This window comes from Micromonospora sp. BQ11, assembly GCF_052068135.1.
Taxonomy (GTDB): Bacteria; Actinomycetota; Actinomycetes; order Mycobacteriales; family Micromonosporaceae; genus Micromonospora.
In genome coordinates, this window is record NZ_JBQHDB010000008.1 from 142,795 (window position 1) to 161,436 (window position 18,642).

Annotated in this window: 13 protein-coding genes and 2 pseudogenes; 9 read left to right on the forward strand and 6 right to left on the reverse strand. The window is 66.0% G+C overall.

Going from position 1 to position 18,642, the window contains the following annotated elements; all coding sequences use genetic code 11:
* Window positions 1-914 precede the first annotated feature (914 nt).
* A complete protein-coding gene (locus ACTMSW_RS18760) occupies window positions 915-1,169 on the forward strand; it encodes a helix-turn-helix transcriptional regulator (protein WP_441181915.1) in 255 nt (84 codons plus the stop codon).
* Here the strand turns inward: ACTMSW_RS18760 and ACTMSW_RS18765 are convergent.
* Window positions 1,166-1,675 (reverse strand): tetratricopeptide repeat protein, encoded by a 510-nt coding sequence (locus ACTMSW_RS18765; RefSeq protein WP_441181916.1) that lies wholly within the window; start codon window positions 1,673-1,675, stop codon window positions 1,166-1,168. The genes ACTMSW_RS18760 and ACTMSW_RS18765 overlap by 4 nt on opposite strands.
* Window positions 1,676-1,728: 53 nt before the next feature.
* Between ACTMSW_RS18765 and ACTMSW_RS18770 the strand changes: the two are divergent.
* Window positions 1,729-2,349 (forward strand): annotated as a pseudogene (locus ACTMSW_RS18770) (tyrosine-type recombinase/integrase); the annotation flags it as partial.
* A gap of 630 nt (window positions 2,350-2,979) precedes the next feature.
* On the opposite strand, the gene ACTMSW_RS18775 reads toward ACTMSW_RS18770, so the two are convergent.
* From ACTMSW_RS18775 to ACTMSW_RS18790, 4 genes and pseudogenes are all read right to left on the reverse strand, one after another.
* Window positions 2,980-4,932 carry an EVE domain-containing protein gene (locus ACTMSW_RS18775; RefSeq protein WP_441181917.1) on the reverse strand — a complete coding sequence of 651 codons (1,953 nt, stop codon included), beginning with the start codon at window positions 4,930-4,932 and terminating at the stop codon, window positions 2,980-2,982.
* Window positions 4,933-5,322: 390 nt separating this feature from the next.
* Window positions 5,323-5,454, reverse strand: a complete 132-nt coding sequence (locus tag ACTMSW_RS18780; protein WP_441181918.1) for a hypothetical protein — start codon at window positions 5,452-5,454, stop codon at window positions 5,323-5,325.
* A 254-nt stretch (window positions 5,455-5,708) separates the two neighbouring features.
* Window positions 5,709-6,130: pseudogene (locus ACTMSW_RS18785) on the reverse strand (IS5 family transposase); the annotation flags it as partial.
* A gap of 824 nt (window positions 6,131-6,954) precedes the next feature.
* Window positions 6,955-7,800 carry a hypothetical protein gene (locus tag ACTMSW_RS18790; RefSeq protein ID WP_441181919.1) on the reverse strand — a complete coding sequence of 282 codons (846 nt, stop codon included), beginning with the start codon at window positions 7,798-7,800 and terminating at the stop codon, window positions 6,955-6,957.
* 274 nt (window positions 7,801-8,074) lie between these two features.
* On the opposite strand from ACTMSW_RS18790, the gene ACTMSW_RS18795 reads away from it, so the two are divergent.
* A complete protein-coding gene (locus tag ACTMSW_RS18795; protein ID WP_441181920.1) occupies window positions 8,075-8,278 on the forward strand; it encodes a hypothetical protein in 204 nt (67 codons plus the stop codon).
* A gap of 100 nt (window positions 8,279-8,378) precedes the next feature.
* Here ACTMSW_RS18795 and ACTMSW_RS18800 read toward each other — a convergent pair whose 3' ends face one another.
* Window positions 8,379-9,449, reverse strand: coding sequence for a DUF4238 domain-containing protein (locus ACTMSW_RS18800; protein ID WP_441181921.1), 1,071 nt, complete (start codon window positions 9,447-9,449; stop codon window positions 8,379-8,381).
* Between the two features lie 479 nt (window positions 9,450-9,928).
* Between ACTMSW_RS18800 and ACTMSW_RS18805 the strand changes: the two genes are divergently transcribed.
* The 6 genes from ACTMSW_RS18805 (at window position 9,929) to ACTMSW_RS18830 (ending at window position 18,583) form a co-directional block, all read left to right on the forward strand.
* Complete coding sequence (locus tag ACTMSW_RS18805; protein ID WP_441181922.1) at window positions 9,929-12,529, forward strand: DEAD/DEAH box helicase family protein; 2,601 nt, start codon at window positions 9,929-9,931, stop codon at window positions 12,527-12,529.
* A 274-nt stretch (window positions 12,530-12,803) separates the two neighbouring features.
* Entirely contained in the window at window positions 12,804-13,316 is a 513-nt protein-coding gene (locus ACTMSW_RS18810) for a hypothetical protein (RefSeq protein ID WP_441181923.1), read from the forward strand.
* A gap of 258 nt (window positions 13,317-13,574) precedes the next feature.
* On the forward strand, window positions 13,575-13,928 hold the full coding sequence (locus ACTMSW_RS18815) for a hypothetical protein (protein ID WP_441181924.1): 354 nt from the start codon (window positions 13,575-13,577) through the stop codon (window positions 13,926-13,928).
* 375 nt (window positions 13,929-14,303) lie between these two features.
* Window positions 14,304-15,524 (forward strand): phosphoribosyltransferase-like protein, encoded by a 1,221-nt coding sequence (locus ACTMSW_RS18820; protein ID WP_441181925.1) that lies wholly within the window; start codon window positions 14,304-14,306, stop codon window positions 15,522-15,524.
* 157 nt (window positions 15,525-15,681) lie between these two features.
* Complete coding sequence (locus ACTMSW_RS18825) at window positions 15,682-16,911, forward strand: reverse transcriptase family protein (protein WP_441181926.1); 1,230 nt, start codon at window positions 15,682-15,684, stop codon at window positions 16,909-16,911.
* Between the two features lie 796 nt (window positions 16,912-17,707).
* Window positions 17,708-18,583: a hypothetical protein gene (locus tag ACTMSW_RS18830; RefSeq protein ID WP_441181927.1), complete on the forward strand. Its 876-nt coding sequence runs from the start codon at window positions 17,708-17,710 to the stop codon at window positions 18,581-18,583.
* The last annotated feature ends 59 nt before the right edge of the window (window positions 18,584-18,642 follow it).

Sequence of the window (18,642 nt, forward strand, 5' to 3'; positions counted from 1 at the left end):
GCCTGATGGCGACCTCCGGCCGTCACCGGCCGGCGGCCACGCCTCCCCGGACACTGGTAGGTCTGCAAATTTCCGACGAGGCGATCAGCCTGATCGCCTCGGCGTTAATCCGCTCTGTCGGCGTTCGTAGCTAAGCGCTACCCTGCCTGGACGCCAACTCCGCCGCCTGAGGTCCCCTGGCAGGACACCCTGTCCGCCGTATCTACTCTTGCCGGTTCCATCGGGTCGGCCGTTGCTGCTGGCGTTGCAGTACTGCTCGCGTCGAAAGCGCGAGCAGGAACGAAGGTTGCAGAGGCTGAGCGGGACGAGGCTCGCCGTGCTGGCCGGCGGCAAGCGGCACGACGTGTTATTGGGTGGCTGAATGTCGAGTTAGACCCTGACGCACAGAATGGCTGGAAGGTTGAGGTCCTTGTAGGGAACTACTCCGACGAGCCTATGACCCACATCCGGTGGCTTGCAGGATCTCTGGAAGATGATGGCGACTACTTCTGGACCCGATATGCAGGCACGATCAGGATCCTTCCGCCTGGACAGATACGCCGAATCGACGTCAACGAGGAATCGCCTCCTTCCGCCCAGCAGCTAATTTCTAAGGCGAATGCGCGAGGTGTTGCGCCTCTACTAATCATGTCCTATGGGGACACTTCGGGTGGGAAATGGCTGCGGGACCGCCTCGGTAACCTCCTGCCATGCACCGACGAGAACCTAGCTAAGGTTCGTGATAGGTCGAATATCAACGATGCCGAGTTGGGCTGGTTTCCGAGCGACAGCCTCGGTTAGCCGCCCTCGTCGCCAGGACGGGTATCTCGTAATGCGTAGATCATCCGCGCCGTCGGCGTGCCGGCGGCAAGTGCCGAGGGGATCGATCCGCTACGTAGGTGCGTTGATCGCCCAACGCAGGCAGAATGACGAACGTGACGAGCCCTGATCCCGACGCGGAGTGGTGGACGACCTCGGACGTCGCCGCGTACCTCGGGGTGCGGGTCGGCACGGTGGCGACGTACCGGAAGCGGGGGCAGATGCCCGCGCCCGACCTGACCCTTGGGCGGACGCACGTGTGGCGGCCGGCGCACATTGTCAGCTGGCATGAGGCGCGACCGCGCCCCGGTGTCGGCGGCAGGTCGCGCGCGGAGGTTCAATCGCCCTCGGGCGACGACGCTGAACGCTAGGCGCTCGGCGCGGCCTTGACTGCTCGCAGTTCGTCCGCGAAGTCTCGTGTCTCTGGCGCGTCCGGGTACTGCTTCGTCAGCACTGCCGACAGGTCCGTGGCCACCATGGCGAGCGATGGCAGCGACCGCCGGTTCCCGCTGAGCGCCTGGCGGCCGAGGTCGACGGCGCGATCCAAGTCGCCCGCTCGTGCAGCCACGACCCCTAGGGTGATCTGCGCTTCCGCCACTCTCATCGGCTTACGCACGATGCCGCTGCTGTCGGTGGATGAGCGGATCACCTCGTCCGCGTAGACCTCAGCAAGACCGTTCTCGCCGACAATTCGGTAGCAGTCCATCGCGTAGAAGTCGAACTTGGCCGGGTCGACGACGAAGTGGTGATCCAGGTTCTCCGGGTATGGCAGCCCTTCAAGGATGCGGCGGCCCTGGTCTAGAGCAAGCTCGACTTGACGCCGGTCCCCCATTCGCGCCCACGCCTTCGCGCGCTGGGCGGCCAGTTGGACTGCCACACTGTGGTGCGGCGCGGCTGCCTCGCCTGCTTCGGCGGCGGCAACTACACCGCGAAGCGCTGGCCACCCTGGCGGCGGCGTTGGTCGAGCGCTCGCACGGCCGCTACCCCGGTTGGGGTGAGGTGGTGATGTTCGCGGCCGGCACGGCGGCACGGATCGGCGAGGTGTCCGGCGTGCGCAAGGGCGACATCGACCGCGACACCTGGTTGTGGACGGTCCGCCGGCAGACCGCCACCGGCCCCGGCGGCCTGGTCGACAAGGGCACCAAGGGCAAGCGAGCCAGGCAGGTGCCCATCATCGAGGAGCTGCGGCCGATGGTGGCCGCGAAGCTCGACCGGATCACCGAGGACGACGGCCGGCTCTTCGTCGGTCCTCGCGGCGGCCGGATCAGCACGGCGGTGCTGCGCGACGCTACGCACTGGGATGAAGTCGTCGGCTCGCTGGGCTTCGAATACCTGCGGCGGCACGACCTGCGGCACACCGGGCTGACCTGGATGGCGGATGCCGGCGTGCCGGTACACGTCCTGCGGAAGATCGCCGGCCACGGCTCGCTGGTGACGACCCAGCGGTACTTGCATCCGGATCGACAGTCGATCCGCGCTGCCGGTGAGGCGCTGTCTTCGCATCTCACCGGCCTGAGGTCCCCAAATGGTCCCCAGCGGGGCATTGCATGATCGCGCGAAATGCCCTTCTACCTGCGTCGGGACGGCCGGATTCGAACCGACGACCCCTTGTTACCGAACGTAGCCGCCCCAACCTTGTCACTGGCTGCCAGAAATAGACACTGAGCTGCACCGACGCGATCTGGCGATGACCGTTTTCTGTCACTGGTTGTCAACCGCAGGCGGGGGTTTTCGGGGGGTAAACGGGGGGAGAATCTCGTCCCGCTGCTGGACGCGACCGCCTGACCCCTGCGGCGGTCCGGAGGCCACCCGAGCGCCGTTCAGCCCGCCGCACCACGGACGTCGTCAGGGTCCCCCCGCGTCCCATTACCCCACCATCGAAACCTTTGGTCACCAGGAGAACGGGGCATCCCACCCGTCGCGATCCCGCATACCGCAGGCATGGGGGTTCCTGTCGGTGGGGGGACTTGAACCCCAACTACATGATCAGAATGACCACTGACTTGCAGTTGTGCTGACTGCTTAATAGACGTACGTCGTGGGTGCCGATGTCACGGGAATACGGCAGTCTGGTCCGCGCTGTGGGCCAGACATGCCCGGCTCTGCGTTCGATTCGGTGGCCGCTTGAAGCTATCCACGCTACCGCCGGCCGGCCGGTCCTGCCGATGTGAGCCGCGACAATCACCGGTTGGGATCGATCGATAGCTGTTGGGCGACGGCCTCGACGCGGCGCTGGGCAACCGGAGCCGTGGTCGTTACCCGATAGCCCTCACTCTTTGAACCATGGAGTACCCCCAATAGTGGACTGGCTAGCGTGTCCAACAACGCCTGCAGTTCACCCTCCGTCGTGCCTTCCGCCACCGGCTGCTCGGCAAGGATGAGAAGCAGGTCACGAGCGGACAGCCGCCCGAACATCGTCGACCGCTCGCGGATGGCCTCACACATGGCAGCCGCGAGGAGGATTAACCTTCCAACCTCCCCAGCGCGCTCATCAACGGCTTCGGTGTCGAGGCTGCCGCCATGGGCGAAGAGTGACCGGTAGTCGTCGACCCCTAGCGGGGTCTTGGCGTGTTGGCGGCAGAGGCCGGCGAGCTGATCGGCAGAAATGATCGAGACCTTGTGCTGCTTGGCTCGGTCAAGAAGGCGCCTACCCGAAGGGTTCGGAGCAACGAGCGCGATGTGGTCCGCATCGTGCTTAGCTTTGTGATCTCCGAGGGTGACCCAGTCGACCTGCTGGTCGCCTACGGTCCCTGAGGCGCTTGTCTTGCAGTCGACCACTACGCGGTAGGAGTCCGCGCTGCCGAGCGTGGCGTCGAGCAGCACATCTGTCCTCCCGGGGCCTCCCAGCCATTCAGCCTGAAACCCGAGGAAAGCGAATGCGTCTCGCACGGCGCGCTCGAAGCGGTCGGGGTGAGAGCTGTCAGTCGCGAAGGTCTTGATTGCTTCGGCGATGCCGTCAACGGTGTCTGCGACAGGTGGTGACACCTCGATCGGGGGCTCCACTCGGGGTGGCTCGACGACCGGTTCAATGGGCAGACGCACGGCTGGGTCATGAAGGGTCAGCTCGGCCAGCAGAGCTCGGCCAGCATCTGTCACCCGCACCTTGCCGTCACCTGTGTCGGCAAGCATCCCGGCGGATTGCAACCAGCCACGCCGGTTGCCGACCTGAGTCTGGGTATCCCAGCCCATGCCGTACCGATCGTTGGCGACGGCCAGGAGCTGCTCGTTGGTCACGGGCTCGTCGGCAGCAGCCAGTAGCTCGCCGACAAACTGGCACCGCCCATGAAGAAGCGCAATGAGGACCCTGTCATCGTCGCTGGCCAGCCACCTCTCGGTCCACGGCCCGAGACGACAGTTGCCACCGTGCACCACCACCACGCCCACCTTGCGCAAGAAGGACTCGCGCAGCCGGGCACCAACCGGTTTGACCCTCAGCACCGTCTCAAGGATCCCCGCCAACTCGGCAGGCGTCGGTCGCTCCTCCGCTACGACCAGGCAAACCCTCTTCAATGACTGAAGGTAGCCGTTGTAGCCGCCAGGCATTGGGAGCACACCCTTTGCGCGTTGTGGCCAGGCGAATGCAGCTGGTAACGCGCTCTTCTCGGCCGGAACGAGTCCAGGGGGAGCCGGCAGGAGTTCACTCAGGGCCGCCCAGTCGTCCTTCTCAATGGGGAAGACTGTGCCCCGCGGCGCTACCAACAGCTGGTGCTGCTGGAACTCGGCGATCGCCCGCACCCTCTCCTTGGAAACGAACGGCACAGCCTGCACTCGGAGGAGCGCCCGCGTAACGTTGTTGGCGCCCTCCTCCTCGGCGAGGACGAAAGACTTCTCGGCCGGCTCCATCGGCCGCAGTTGGGGGTCGGCGACGACTCGCCCCAGCCCGACAATGCCCGCATCCTTACCGCTGCGCCAAAGCACTGCCACATCGCCGGCATGGACCTCGCCGGTGTACTGGGGAACCCGCCACCAAATTCGATCTAGAGCAGTAAGCGCGGCGTCAATGTCATACAACTTTGGGTTCGACTGGAAGAACCACACCCGCGCCTGCCTCATACGATCATGTTCCCACCTGCCCTCGCTGCACTCAACGCCGTACATGCCGAAGACGGCATCCTGCAGGTCGCTGGCCCTCATGACGTCCAGGCCTGACCTTGGTCTGATCGAAGGCGTCGCTCGCACCCGGTGTCACCGATGACCACGCGATGATGCCGCTTCATGTTGCTGCGACTGGCGTACCTGGACATCACGCCCTCCGCCCCGCGCGGGCTTCCGCCTGTCCGCACGCCCCGCCACCGGGCCCTGCACGCCTCACAGCATGCGTACTGACCGCACCTGCGGCAGCCCGCCCTCGGTCAGCACAATCGTCACCGGAACCTCACGCGACGGTGACCTCTCGGTGCTGTCCCGCAACGACCGGTGCACGAGGCACTCGCACGACGGCTGCAGCGGGTCCGAGCACTGGGCGAGAGCGGCCTTCAACCGTTGAACCCCGTCAGCGGCGACCGGCCACGACCAGTCCATGTCTCACGGCTCCTCCCAGGGCTGGTGGAAGCAGTCGTGATCGAAGTGCACGAGGAGGCCGGCCTCGCACTTGGGACAGACGGACAGGCTGGTCCAGCCGTAGTTGACCTGGTGCCCGCGGCTACCGTGTGGCACGCCCCGGCTGTCGATGCGAACAACGACGCGCTGGTCCGCTCGACAGGCGACGCAGACGCTCATGGCTGGCCTTCCTCTGCTGTCCGCCGGCAACCACACTGTAGAGATCGACAACAATCGCGGTTGCCGTCGGCTCAGCGGTGCGGAGCGTGCAAGGGATCGAATCCCACCGGATAGCCGCCCGCCCGCCTACTGTTCTGCCATGGATTGGCACAACATGTAGGCCGGCCGGCGTCTAGGGCCTGTCCTGTCGATCATGGAAGCCAGATGATGGCGGCGATGAGGATCCGGCTGGCCCGGTAGAGGGAGGCGCGTTTGGCGTAGCGGGTGGCCAGGTCATGCCATTGCTTGAGGCGGTTGAAGCAGCGTTCCACGACGTTGCGTTTGCAGTAGGTCGCCTTGTCGAAGGCTGGTGGTCTGCCGCCGTTGCTGCCTTTGGCGGCCCGGCGGGCGATCTGGTCGCTGCGTTCGGGGATGACATGTCGGATGCCGCGTTGGCGCAGTGCCCGGCGGGTCAAGTCGTGGACGTAGCCCTTGTCCGCGATCAGCACCTCGGGGCGTTTGCGGGGCCGTCCGGGGCCGGGCCGTTGACGCGGATCGCGTCCAACAACGCCAACAGTTGCGGGTTGTCACCGGCTTGGCCGGGGGTGAGCAGGATCGACATCGGCCGGCCGGTGGCCCGTTCGAGGTGACTGAGCCAGGCAAGGCGGTAGCGGGTCAGGGTCCGCGCCGCTGCCGTCCTGGCGGTGGCTGTCATGGCCGCCGTCTGCGCATGCCTCGCCGTACGCGCTGCACCCCGTAAGCCCGGCGGCGGACCGGGGAACCCGAGCTGGCCGCCCCGAGGCCCGTCCCACCAGAGGGATCTCGACCTCTTCTCGTTGCGGCCGGTGTGTTGGTACTCGGACAGGCGCCATGCAGGATCAGCGAGATGGTCGCGGAGCCGATGACGCCGAAGGCTGCGGCGGCGAGCCGGAGCCGCCGGATGCCGGAGGAGATGATCCGGAGCATCTCCGATAGGCCGAACACTGCGGATCCCTCATGGAGCGGCTTAGCGCCGACCCCACGGAGCACGCCGGCATGGGGGTCCGGCACCCACACCCACCAGGACGGGGCGAAACCATCCCCTCGGCTCAACGCCAGCGCCACGCCGAGCTGGTAGTTGTGGCGCTCGACGGCGACGGCCGCCTTGTCGACGTCCTCGCTGTCGAGGGAGGGCCGCGGAAGCGCTTGACCTCGAGGAAGAGGAGGTTGTTGGTGCGGCCACCCCGCCCCCTGCGATGGATCACTAGATCGGGGCGCATGTGGGTGCCGTCCGCCGGGTTCCGGGTCTTGCGGCGATCCGGTTAACTCGTCACCGTCGTCCTGAACCCACGTGACAACACCACTCACCTAGATCACCCAGGCGACAGCGTCAGCCGGCCATCCCGGCGCATCGCCATGTCGACGAGAGCGCATTCGATCTGGCTTGATAACCCTGTCCAAATGGCGGCCCACACCGTCTCAGTGACTGCCGATGCGCCCGTCCACGGAGCCTGGACACCCCCACGTGCGCATAAAGTCGTTGAAGTCCGGCGTGTATCTCCCCCCATTAGAGAGCGCAGGCCGCCAGCCACCGACCTTCATCGCCCAGCGGTCACCCGATTCCGTTCGGTCCGGGTTGTGGTCGACCTCGACCGGCCAGCCTTGTCCGGCCGCCACCTCGCGGACCCGGCGGTACATCCGGTCGGCGACGCCCCTCTTACGGAACTCCTTGCGCGTGTCGACGCGCTTGATCTCCCCCACCGCCAGCCCGGCTTCAGGGCCGTCGAAACGCCCGCCTGGCCGGGTGATCCTCCAGGCCAGGTGACCGATCCAGGCGAGGGTGTTGGCCGCGAGCGCCACAACGACCGCGCTGCCCTCCCGGTGGAACACGACGTGCACCTCCTCCGCCGCCGCCGAACTCCCATCAACTAGATCGACGAACGGATCAGGTTGTCGCGTGCTGATGGCGTCGGCATCCTGCAACGAGCACACTTGGTCCTCGCTGTCCGGAATCGCCAGCCCCGTCCAGGCGTCGACACCGACCAGTTCCCTCGCGGCACGGCACAGGACAACGCCGACGCCGCGCGCCGTCTTGTCCTTGCGGACCTGGGTGTCCTTGACTTCGCCGACGTGATCGTTAGAGCCAGTAGTCCAGGTGATGTGCCCCATGACGGTCAGCACGTCCGGGTCGAGGCCGAGGATGGTCGAGAGCCGGCCACGCCGGACCAGCACGACGAGCAGCTTGGCCCGGCCAGCATGACCGATGACCTCCCAGGGCTCGCCGTCGATGACCACCACCGGTGTCGTCGATTCCTCGGTTGTCATAGTGGTTGTCCTCCGATCTTCGCGACAAGCAGCATGCCGCAGCTTAAGAAAACGGCCGGTAGATGCCGCTTCAGATGTGGCTTCCGAGCCGTTCGATGGCGGTACCCGCGAAGTCCTGAGCGCCTCGACTGACACCAGCCACATTCAATGTGTCGGCCATCACAAACGCTTGGCGGATGTCCACCGGTCGGCCACATTAGGTGGAAAACTCCATGCATGCCTCGAACGTCAGCCCTCCTCCATCGGGAGGAGTCTGCCTATCGAGGGTTGAAGCATGGAGAGTAGCGCTCTGGTTCGGCTGCTGTGCCTTACGATCGCCATCCTATCGGGCGGGTTGACCGCCACGGTGATCAGTTGGATCTCGTGGGTCATCGAGCCGAGCATCAGCCAAGCCCTCCTGTCGGGCGGAGTCGCTTTCAGCGGCTGCTGCGCCCTCGTCCTCACCGCGATTCGATACGTCTCGGGCCGCGATGCCTGACGCCCCGGGCTACCGGGCTACCGGGCTACCCAGCACCTGTGGGAGTCGCCCGGTGCCGGCCCTCGCACCGAGAGCCCACCGTCGTGTGACCAACCCGCCCCTACTGCCACCAACGCGCGACGGGCAGCGGCGGTACATGCTCCGCGTTGGCCCACCGGGATGGACGGTATACGCGATGAACGGTTTGACCGGGTGATCCGATGCCGGGAAGCGGGCCCTCCATGACGGTGGGAGCGGCGGGCAGCGGCGGCACGGTCAGCGCGAGTGTCGCGCGGCGAGAGCCGCGCTCGAACGCCCACCGGCTGGCGTTGGCGATGATCTCCCGGTTCACCTCGGCGGTCTCGGCATGGTCTAGCTCGGCGAGCGGCGGCTCGACCTGCATGCCCTGGCGGAACAGGGCCAGCAGCGCGTGGGGGGCCAGCGGATACAGGATGACGGCGGCAGACTCCACGCCCGCGCGTTCGGCGCGATCGTGATCCGGGCCGCCCAGCACGACCACGGGTTCATCGCATGTCACCAGCACGTTCGGGGTTCGCACGACGTACCACTCGCGGAACAGGATGTGGCGGCACAGTTCGCTAGCCGTGGCCGCCGCGTTGCCGAGGATCATGGCGGTCTGCGGCTGGGCGATGATCTTTCCGGCCTGGACCTGGCCGATAAACTCCCTGATCTCGGCGAGGTCGGCCTCGGTGAGGTCGCGTCCAAGCCGTGTGGCGAGCTGCTGGTCGGTCAGGTCCTCCGTGTCCATGCGGAAGAAGTCGGCGGCAACCTGCCGCTGCTGGCGGCGAAATGCCTCGCCTCGGGTGAGCTGGAACGCCAAGAACCAGACGAAGCCCATCATGAGCTTGGGGTCGATCTGGCTCGGGTGCTTCACCAGCAGCTCGTCGATCGCGCGCTTGCCGTATCCCTCGGCGCTACCGAGCATCGTCTCGAAGATCAGCGGCGGGATCTCCGCCGGGTCGACGTCGTTGGCCTCGATGCGGTAGTAGTCGGTCTCCCGCGCCGCGTTGGCGGGCGTCGCGCGGTAGCTGTACCTGTCGTCGACCCGGGTCACCCGGACGGTGCGATCGTCAGCCCACCGTTCCAGGTAGGAGCGCGGCACTAGGTGATGCTTACGCTGCCGGGATGGCCCGGCCTCCGACGCGGCGGCCTGGGCGATCAGCGTCTGCAACCCGAACGGGAGAGCCGCGTGACTCGGGTGACCATGAGGCACCCGACAACATTACGGCCGCACGGGCGTGGCAGCGATCGAATTCAGTGCCGGTGCGGCGCTGGTGATCAACAGAAACCATCACCGACCTGCACAGGCGCAATCGTCAGCCTGTCAACGCTCGTCACTGATACGTAGTCGACCCTTAGCAGGGGCTTGCAGGGCAAAAGGCGGCACTGCGGCCGGTTGCCGGAACACTCACGGCCCCACCGGGCGCGCGCCCTATCCGGGAACTGGCCGCCCCGCCAACGTCGCGGACTGGAAGGGTCGCCGCCAGGGCATGATCGCCGGGTTCGTCCCGAGACCATCGGACTCCACCCGCAGCTCCAGCACGTCGTCTGACGGCGGTCGCTACGCACGTGCGCTGGCGGGCCGAGATGGCGCAGCCCAAGAAGCGCTCCGCGCCGTAAAGTTCATACCTTCCGAATGAGGAGTGAGCGGTGACCGACGCGGCGGAGCTGGACTTCGAGCAGAACCTGGTGGACTTCGGGTCGGCGAGGTTCACCCAGCTACGGCCCGGTCAGCATCAGGTTCTCACCACCTACGCGGACCAACACCTCGATACCGCGGATCTAGCCATTGAGATGCCTACGGGCGAGGGCAAAACCCTGCTAGCCCTGCTGATCGCCGATCATGCCCTCAGCCGCGGTTGGTCGGTGGCCTACTTGACCGGTACCCGCCAGCTCGCCGAGCGGGTTGAGAAGGAAGCCGAAGATCTCGGACTGGACGTGGTCCGCTTCGCCGCTAAGGACTATGGCGGCGCGAAGCTCGACGACTACCACCAGGCCCAGGCCGTCGGCGTAATGAACTACTGGGTCTACTTCAATAGCGATCCGAAGGTCGGAGCCGCAGACCTGGTCATCTTCGATGATGCTCACCTTGCAGAGCAGCCCCTCAGCGGGCTACAGACCTTGCGCATCCCTGACAAGCTCGGCCCTGCCCGCCAGCTCTATCGGACGATCTGCGAGCTGGTGGTGGCGCACACCGACGCCTACCCCGGCCTACGCGCAATGTTGGACGGCACCGCACGGCCTAGTACCCCTCCCGAGCTGCTGTCCTTCAGCGACTGGGCCGCAATCGTGGGCCAAACGCACGACGCTATCGCGGCATCGCCGCTCGTTACGGACCGCAACCTCAAGGACGAAATTAGATACGTCTGGCCTACGGTCCGCGACCACCTCACGCAGTGCGGCGTTCTGATCGGTCCCTCCGGCATCGAGGTCCGCCCCTACCACCCGCCGACTACGCTCAACCCGCAGTACAGCCGCGCTAAGCAGCGGATCTACCTGTCGGCCACTCTGGGATCAATGGATGATCTCCAGCGCCGAGTTGGAGGCGGGCCGATCACCCGTCTCACCACCGCCACACCACTGCCGCCTGGCGCAACGGGCGAGCGGTTGCTGGTGCTCAACCCCAGTGCCGAGTCCGCATTGGACCGGCACGTTCTCGGCTGGGCTCTTACCCAAACTCAGGCAGCCGGCGGCCGTGCAGCCTGGTTGTGTGCCAGCCACGCCGAAGCTGACACCCTCCAGGAGGCGCTCAGCACCCACGGACAGCAGGTTTACCGTCTTCGCCCTGGGGATGACTCAATGGTCGACACTTGGAGCCGCGTCGCCAACGGACATTTGATTACCGCCGGCCGCTACGACGGGCTCGACCTCGCGGGTGACCTGTGCAAGCTGGTAATCATCACCACCGTCCCGCAGGCCAGCAGCGAGTTTGAGCGCTTCGTCGTCGCCTACCTCGGCGACGCCAGCTTCATGCGCCACCGCGTCGGCCAGCGCGTCACCCAAGCATTGGGCCGTGCCAATCGCGAAAAGACCGACCGGTCCCTCTACCTCGGACTCGACCCGAGCTTCGCGCAAATGCTCGCCGACCCTGCCGTCCGTAAGTCGATCCCCGCAGGCACCGAACCCAGCATCCGCACCGCCTTGGAGATCTATGACCAGGGTTGGGAGGGCACCCTGCACGCCTGCACCTCGTTCTGGCAACCAGTCACACAAGCCCCGGCCTCCACGGAGACCGCCGCACCGAAGAGTCCTCGCCGTAAGTCGCGGCCCGGCCGCAATATTGGCGGAACCAGCGACGTCTCCAGCGCCAGCGCGGAAGTCTCCGCAGCGACCGACCTGTGGCTCAGCGACCACGGAGGAGCGGCCAAGAAGGCGAGTGAAGCTGCCGCTCAACTGGCCGAAGCCGGGGAAACCGAACACAGCGCGTTCTGGCGCTACGTGGAAGCCCATGCCCACTTCGATCGCGGACGCCCCCAAGACCTGGCCGCCGCATGCAAGGCACTCGAGGACGCCACCGCTGGCGGCCCGCGCACCACGTGGTTCCGCCGACTGGCCCGAACCGTCGCCGACCTCGAGGGCTACGAACAGACCGCCGACGACACCGACCGGTTCTTCCTCGCCTGGGATGAGTGGCGCCGCGAGACCGGTGCTCGGCTTGACCGCGTCCTTTCCGATGGACGAGCCCTGCTCACCGGCAACCACGACCAACAGTGCGAGGCCCTGATCAGGCTCGCTCGCCTCGCAGGGGCCAGCGGAGAACGCCCGCCCAAGACCGAGCAGAGCGCTACGGACTGCCGCTGGACTTGGTCCACCGTCAAGCGCGCCGAGCGCCGCGTCTGGGAGGTAAAAACTGTCCGGAAGGGCGAACCCAAGCCGCTGATCCGCGACGACGTAAACCAATTGCTTGGCCAGATTGAGGTCGAGACCAGGCGATCGGCGAAGACCCGCGTGTTCGGCTGCCTACTAACTCCCGCCACTACCACCAAGGACGACGCCGCCGAGGCGGCTCATGACAAGATCGTGTTGATCAACCACGGCGCGGCCGTACGGCTTTACGACGTTTTGGCCGACCGCCTTCGCCAGTACGACGCGTTGTGCGGCGACAACAACGCCGAAGCACGCGGTGCGGCTCGGACGAGGATCGAGGCGCTCCTGCCTCAGGAGGATGGATGGCTGGGCAAGCTGCTCGCACCCTCTCGTGGACGGCTTATCACCGCAGACGACGTGGCCGCCATCTTCCCGTCAAGGTGACGATAGACAACTACTCAAACCGTCCTTCAATACAGGCGCAGCCTGCCCGGAGCCGCGACCAGTGGAATCAAGGCTGCTACCGCCGATGCTGGTAGCGACGAGGCCCAGCGCACCCAACAGCACCGCTGCACTTCCTCTAGTTGTGACGCGAGTCGTCGCATGCCTAGGGGTCGTCGGAGGTTTGCAGGCACAGTCGGGTGAGCGCGAGCATGTCGATCAGCCAGCCGTGGCCGCCGGTGACATCGTGGACGCGCACCGCCCATAGGCTTGAGCCATGACTGGCCCTGCTCCCATCATCGAAGGTATCAACGGCCACCGCGAGTTCCTTCTGACTGGCGAGGGCCGGCCGCCGTACGTCGAGTCGAGGTCTGAGCTGTTCCCTGACGCTGCGTCCATCGAGACCGTGCTGAACGCCCGCCGCAACAGGGACGACTGGCAGGAGCAGTACGGCACCGCGCGTACAGCGAACAACTTGGCAGCGGTTCACATCTGCACTGGAGATCTTGAGGCAGCGTTGGCGGCCTGCCAGGAGGCGGAGTCGAAACTGATCGACATGCTCCAGGAAGGCAACCCGCACCCCGAGCCGCTGACGTTCGCCGGGTTGGCGATGGTGAAGTACAACGCGGCTGTCCTGTTCTGGGTGGCGGGCGACTTTGAGAACAACTGGACATTCGCGGACGACAACCGGCTGGGTGCGCACGAGGCGCTCATGGAGGTCGGGGAAGACGGGGACGAGAATGTCGAGTTCATCCGGTCGGCGCTGCTGGCGTTTCCCGCGTTAAGGTAGCCGGTAGGTCGGTGCGGGCCTGGCCGAAGAGGGGTGTGTTTCTTTCTGAGGGGGATCGCCGAGAAGGCCCTGGCCAGCTGCGATGCGGCTCCCGCAGCGAGTGGCGCCGCCTGGAGCTGTCCCATGAATGCCGCTTGCGACGCCGACCAGCGGAGACACGGACCGGCCCTCATGATCACCGGTTTGTAGCTCACTCCGCAATAAGCACACCCCCGATCGAGCCCGCCTGACCGGCATCGGAGCAGCAGCCTTGTGGTGGTGTCGAAACTCCTGGACACGAAATCGTCAGACCATCATGCGATGCTGAGACTGACGTTCAACCGGTGTCCAAAGCCGCAGAGAGAACCAAACGGCTTCGCGAACAACGCCCGGCAGATCCGGCGGGCCACTCTGCCCGGCACCCACGAACCAGCACTCGCTACTGTCGATGCCGCCGTCGACAAGGACTTCTGCGCCCTCACCCACCAGATGGCACGAAATCCGACGCATTACGAGTGCGTCGGTCTCGTGTTAGTCGCTCGTCGTCAGATGATTGCATTGGTCTGCACAAACGCACCTGTCTGCGATCATCAGTTGTCAATGATTGTCAGCCCTTCGGATGGTTTTCGGTAACGGGGGTAGACGGGGGCACCGCTCGGATGTCCCGACAGGCTCGGGCACCCGGTGGCGCAGGTTCGTGCCTGCCCCTACTCCACCCTGCGCGCCCGCCCGGTGTCTCGGCGCTGAACTGCGCATTCACCGGCCCCTGGAGCACTCCATCGACCTCGGCGGAGTCGTCGAAGGGGATTCGCACCTGCGTGCGGCGCCAGCCGACGGCAGTGGTGCGCCGGACCGGCGAAGAGCCGCACCCGAACAACAACCGCACGGTCAGCGCTGCCCCGCACCAGCCGCAGTCCGGCCCACCCAGCGCGACAGCGCGGACATCTCGTTGTACGTGGCGCGGATTGGCTCAGTGACTTGGCCCAGTGGCGAAGGTAGGCTGGCCGCGTGACGGCCGTTCGCCTCAGCGAAACACGAGAGGGACGGGATTGGCTGGAAAACTTTCCGCCCAGTTATCGGCCTGCGGCTATCCGGCTCCTCGATGCTCTGCGGTTCGTCTCGTCTGACGAGTACCGCGCCGGCGTGAAGCAGCTGATGCGCGACGTAGCGAAGGAAACCCTTGAGGCGGGCCCAGTCGCGTTCTATCCGGTGCGCCCCGTGGACGACAAGCTGACCTACACCGAGCCGTTCCCAGCCCGGCCCTACGGTCAGCTGGACGGCAGTGAGCACATCGCCGCGAACATCGTCAGCGAGGTGTCCAAGACCCTGCGGTATCTGGGATCGGTCATCGCCTCGCCGACGCTGGAGGAACTGCGGGAGCGGCGGGTACGCACGATCGTGCTGGTCGACGACAACATCGCCTCCTCCAGCACCATCAAGGCCTATCTCGACAAATGGTGGCAGAACCCGTCCATCCGAAGCTGGCGATCCTATGGGCTGATCCGGTTCGTGATTGTCACCTACGCCTGCTCACGGCCAGGGGAATTCGCGGTCCGTCATCACCGGCTTGTCGACGATCTCCGATACGTCGAGGTTGGCCATGACTTCAGCACCGCGCACTGGACTCGCGCGCAACGCGACGAAGTCCGTGACCTCTGCCTCCGATTCGCCAGCCGGTACGCCGCCAAGAGGTCCCTCGAGCTCGGCTACAAGCGCAGCGAATCACTGCTGATCATCGGCCATACCCTACCGAACACGCTGCCCCACATCTTGTGGGCAGGCGAGCCCTTGGGACGACCATGGGTGGGCTTCTTCGCCAGAGGGCATCGCCGGTTGACTCCGGAACAACAAGAAACACTGGCCGGGCATCGAATGCCCCCGGACCTCGACGGAATCGCGGAGGCTTTGAGGCACCCTGAACTGAGTTCGGGGCGCTTCAAGGACTGGCGCAACGCGCAGCGCTTGCTTCTTGTTTTGGCGGCGCTGAGCCGCCCACCGCGTACGGACGACTGGCTGATGGCTGTGCTGCAGCTGAAGATCTTCGAGCTTCAGTTCTTGCTGGCGACCGCCCGGCGCCTCCACATGATCGATGATCGCCGCCGGCTCACCGACGAGGGACACGAGGCGCTTCGCGCAGGGAAGTCGAAGGTCCGGCGGGTTCGCTCGCGCTTGAGCCCCAACGATGATCCCTACTACCCTTCGTCATTGAGGGGAGTCGGTGCGATCTAGATACCGTCGGGGCCGTTGGCCCCGACACAGCTAGCCGGTGCCGTTGGCGCCGGTGTTGGTCAAGCCCGCGCAAGCGCCTGGAACGAGTAGCGTGCCTGTTCCCTCGGGGCCTCGGCGTCACGCCACTCGGCCCTGCCGGGCGGAGAATCGAAGGTAGATGCCCACCGACTCCCCTCACCTTTACCGTCTGGAAGGACGGCGGCGGGGCCTGTCCAACGAGGTCATCGACGCGGTCGAGATGGCCTCCGCGCGGCTGCGCGCTCATGGCGTGGCTGTGGTGTTGACGCTGGGCCACCTCGCATGGCGAACCGGCGCGCCGTACCCCTTCCTCCGGAAGGTCGTCGAAAGGTCCATCGACCCCTACCACGCCTTTGCGATCAACCGGCGCGCCGGCAAAAAGCCGCGGCTCATCTCCTCGCCCAGCCCGTTGCTGATGGACGTGCAGCGATGGATTCTGGCGCGGATTCTGGACCACGTGACGCCGCATCCAGCCAGCTACGCCTATCGGCGCGGCGTGTCGATCCGGATGTGCGCTGAGCAGCATCTCGGGGCGCGCTGGCTGATCAAGATGGACCTGCACAATTTCTTCCACACGATCGACGAGCGCCAGGTCTTCAAGGTCTTCGCCGACCTTGGCTACGCACCCCTGCTGGCTCTTGAGCTAGCAAGGCTGTGCACCCGCCAAGCCTGGGACGGTTTTCCGCATCCCACGCGTCTCCAGGTCCGGCATCACCGGCACTCAGTCATCACTGCCTACTCCGCGGACGCGATCGGGTTCGTTCCCCAGGGCGCTCCAACCAGCGGCGCCATAGCGAACCTCGCAGTCCGGCCGCTAGACGAAGCGCTCGCCGCGCTCGCCTCGGCGCACCGGCTGGTCTACACGCGGTACGCCGACGACATCGTTTTCTCCAGCGCTGAAGCCTTCGACCGCCGCGCGGCGGCATCGCTAATGTACAAGGCCAGACACGAGATCGCGGCCTGTGGATTTGCGGCCCACGACAAGAAGACCCGTCTGACGCCACCCGGCGCGCGACGCATCGTCCTCGGCCTTCTCGTCGACGGTGACAAGGTGAGACTGCCACGCGAGATGAGATCCAGAATCGCCACGCATGTACACGCGGCGGAGAAGTTCGGCTTGCGAGAGCACCAACTTTCGAGAGGCTTCACATCGGTGCTGGGACTCGCCCGCCATGTCGACGGCCTACTCGCGTTCGCTTCGGACGTTGACCCCGCCTGGACGGACGACTTGCGCACGCGATGGCGTCGTACCCTCCTACGCGATGCCTCCGCGCTCGGAGCGTTCGAGATCTCCGACGTATACCGACAGCGAGACGACGGAACCACTGCCGCCTACACGGTCGCCGCAACACCGTGGGACGCTCTGTAGGAGCTGCGTGGGGGCGAGTCCGGTCCATCCGTCCTCGACTTGTGGGCAGCCGGTGTCGAGCGACACGAAGATTAGACGGCGATTCGTCGTCCGGTCCCGCCTGTGTGGCAGCGGAAGTTCTCGCCTCGTATAGCGCGAATCCCGCCTCGAACGCGTCGTCGAAGGAGTCCCGGTCCAGCCACGACTTGCCGGACATGTGCGACGACAGTGCGGTTCTAGGATGCGGGAGAACGGGATAGAGTAGCCGGCTGGCTTTCCGACGCTGACCAGGGCCGTCTCCGTTATCACCCATTGCGGTGGGCAGTACAGGATCACGCCGCTCAGGGCAGCAGTGCTTCCGCTCGTTCTGGACTCATGCGCCAGCTCCAGTAGGTCACGGAGGTCGCTAAACAGGCGTCCGGCCTCGAATGACCTGTCACCGGGGTACTCCCCGGCCCGCACCACGGCCTCAGCCAGCGCAACAAGGAAGTCCTCCGCCGCCTGGTCCCTCGGCCAGGCCAGAGCGCCACCGTTTGGCCGTCGATACGCTCTAGGCGCAGGTACAAGTCTTCGGCGGGGTCCGGCACCTTCTGAAATTGGTCATGGGTGGTCGACCCTGCGGTGTCGAAGACGAACCACCGCTCCCGACGATCACCCGAGCCGACAAGGCCGCGCCACAGCTGCTCCGCTGCCGCCAGCAGCACCGCGCCTGCGGCAATCCGTCCCCGACCAGCAGAATCGTTAGCGGACCTCCTGCGGCAGCGGCTCTTCGGCGCCCACCGGCGAGATCCGGCATTCGGCCGGGCACAATGCAGCCATGATCGTCAAGGCGCTGACGCTGCTCCCGACCTGCGAACCGGAGTACGCCAGCGGCGTGGTGGGTCGAGACTACTTTCGGTCGGCGAACCGGACCGCGAGTCTTCGGCTGTTCGAGGCAAGCGTGGAGCAGCGGTCCGAGGATGGCGACCGGGTCCGGGTGGCTGAGGTTGCGCCCGCGATTGTTCCGGTCCTCGATAATGACTACAACGGGCAGGCACTCGCGGTGGTCCTGCTGGAGGAGGACGGCTCTGTCCGGCTCGAGAACCAGATCGGCTGGCTCCCCGACCGGCGATGCGCGACTCTTCAGCCGCGTGTCGCATCGCTGATGCGCGCGACCAACGCCTACGTGGGCGCGGTTGCAACGGCCTCATACTGGTGGTCAGGCCGCAGATGGGACAAGTCGAACGCAGGGCTGCGTCTCCGCATCGCGCAGTGGGAGGACGTCCACCGGGCGGCCATTGAGGTCGTTCGTACGGCCGAGCCCGACGTTGAGCAGCCGTGGGTGGGCCATTACGCGCCCCTGACCGACCTCGCCCGAAGGTTGTATTCGGAAGGGCACGGGCGGAGCGAGGCGGACCTGCTGCACGTACGGTACGAGATCCTCGACGGTGCACTGGTCGCCACCGCCAACGACGAGATCGTCACCGACATGACCAGAAGCGGTCGTGACTTCTTCGATCTGCTGCGGGCCCGGGTCGAGGAGCAGGGCGCTGTGTGGGGCTGGGTGCGCCTTCAAGGGGGCGGTCGAGGTGCGGACCGAGGATCGACCGTGACCGTAGCTTGGCGGCCACCGCGGCCGGACGCTCTCCTCCATCTGGACGTGTCCCTGTCGATTATCAGCGCAGGCCCGTTGAGGCCCGGTGGCCAGCGATAAGACGTGCGACGAGCTCGGCGGCCACGTGGACGGCCTCTGCGCGACACGGGGGCTTCCGG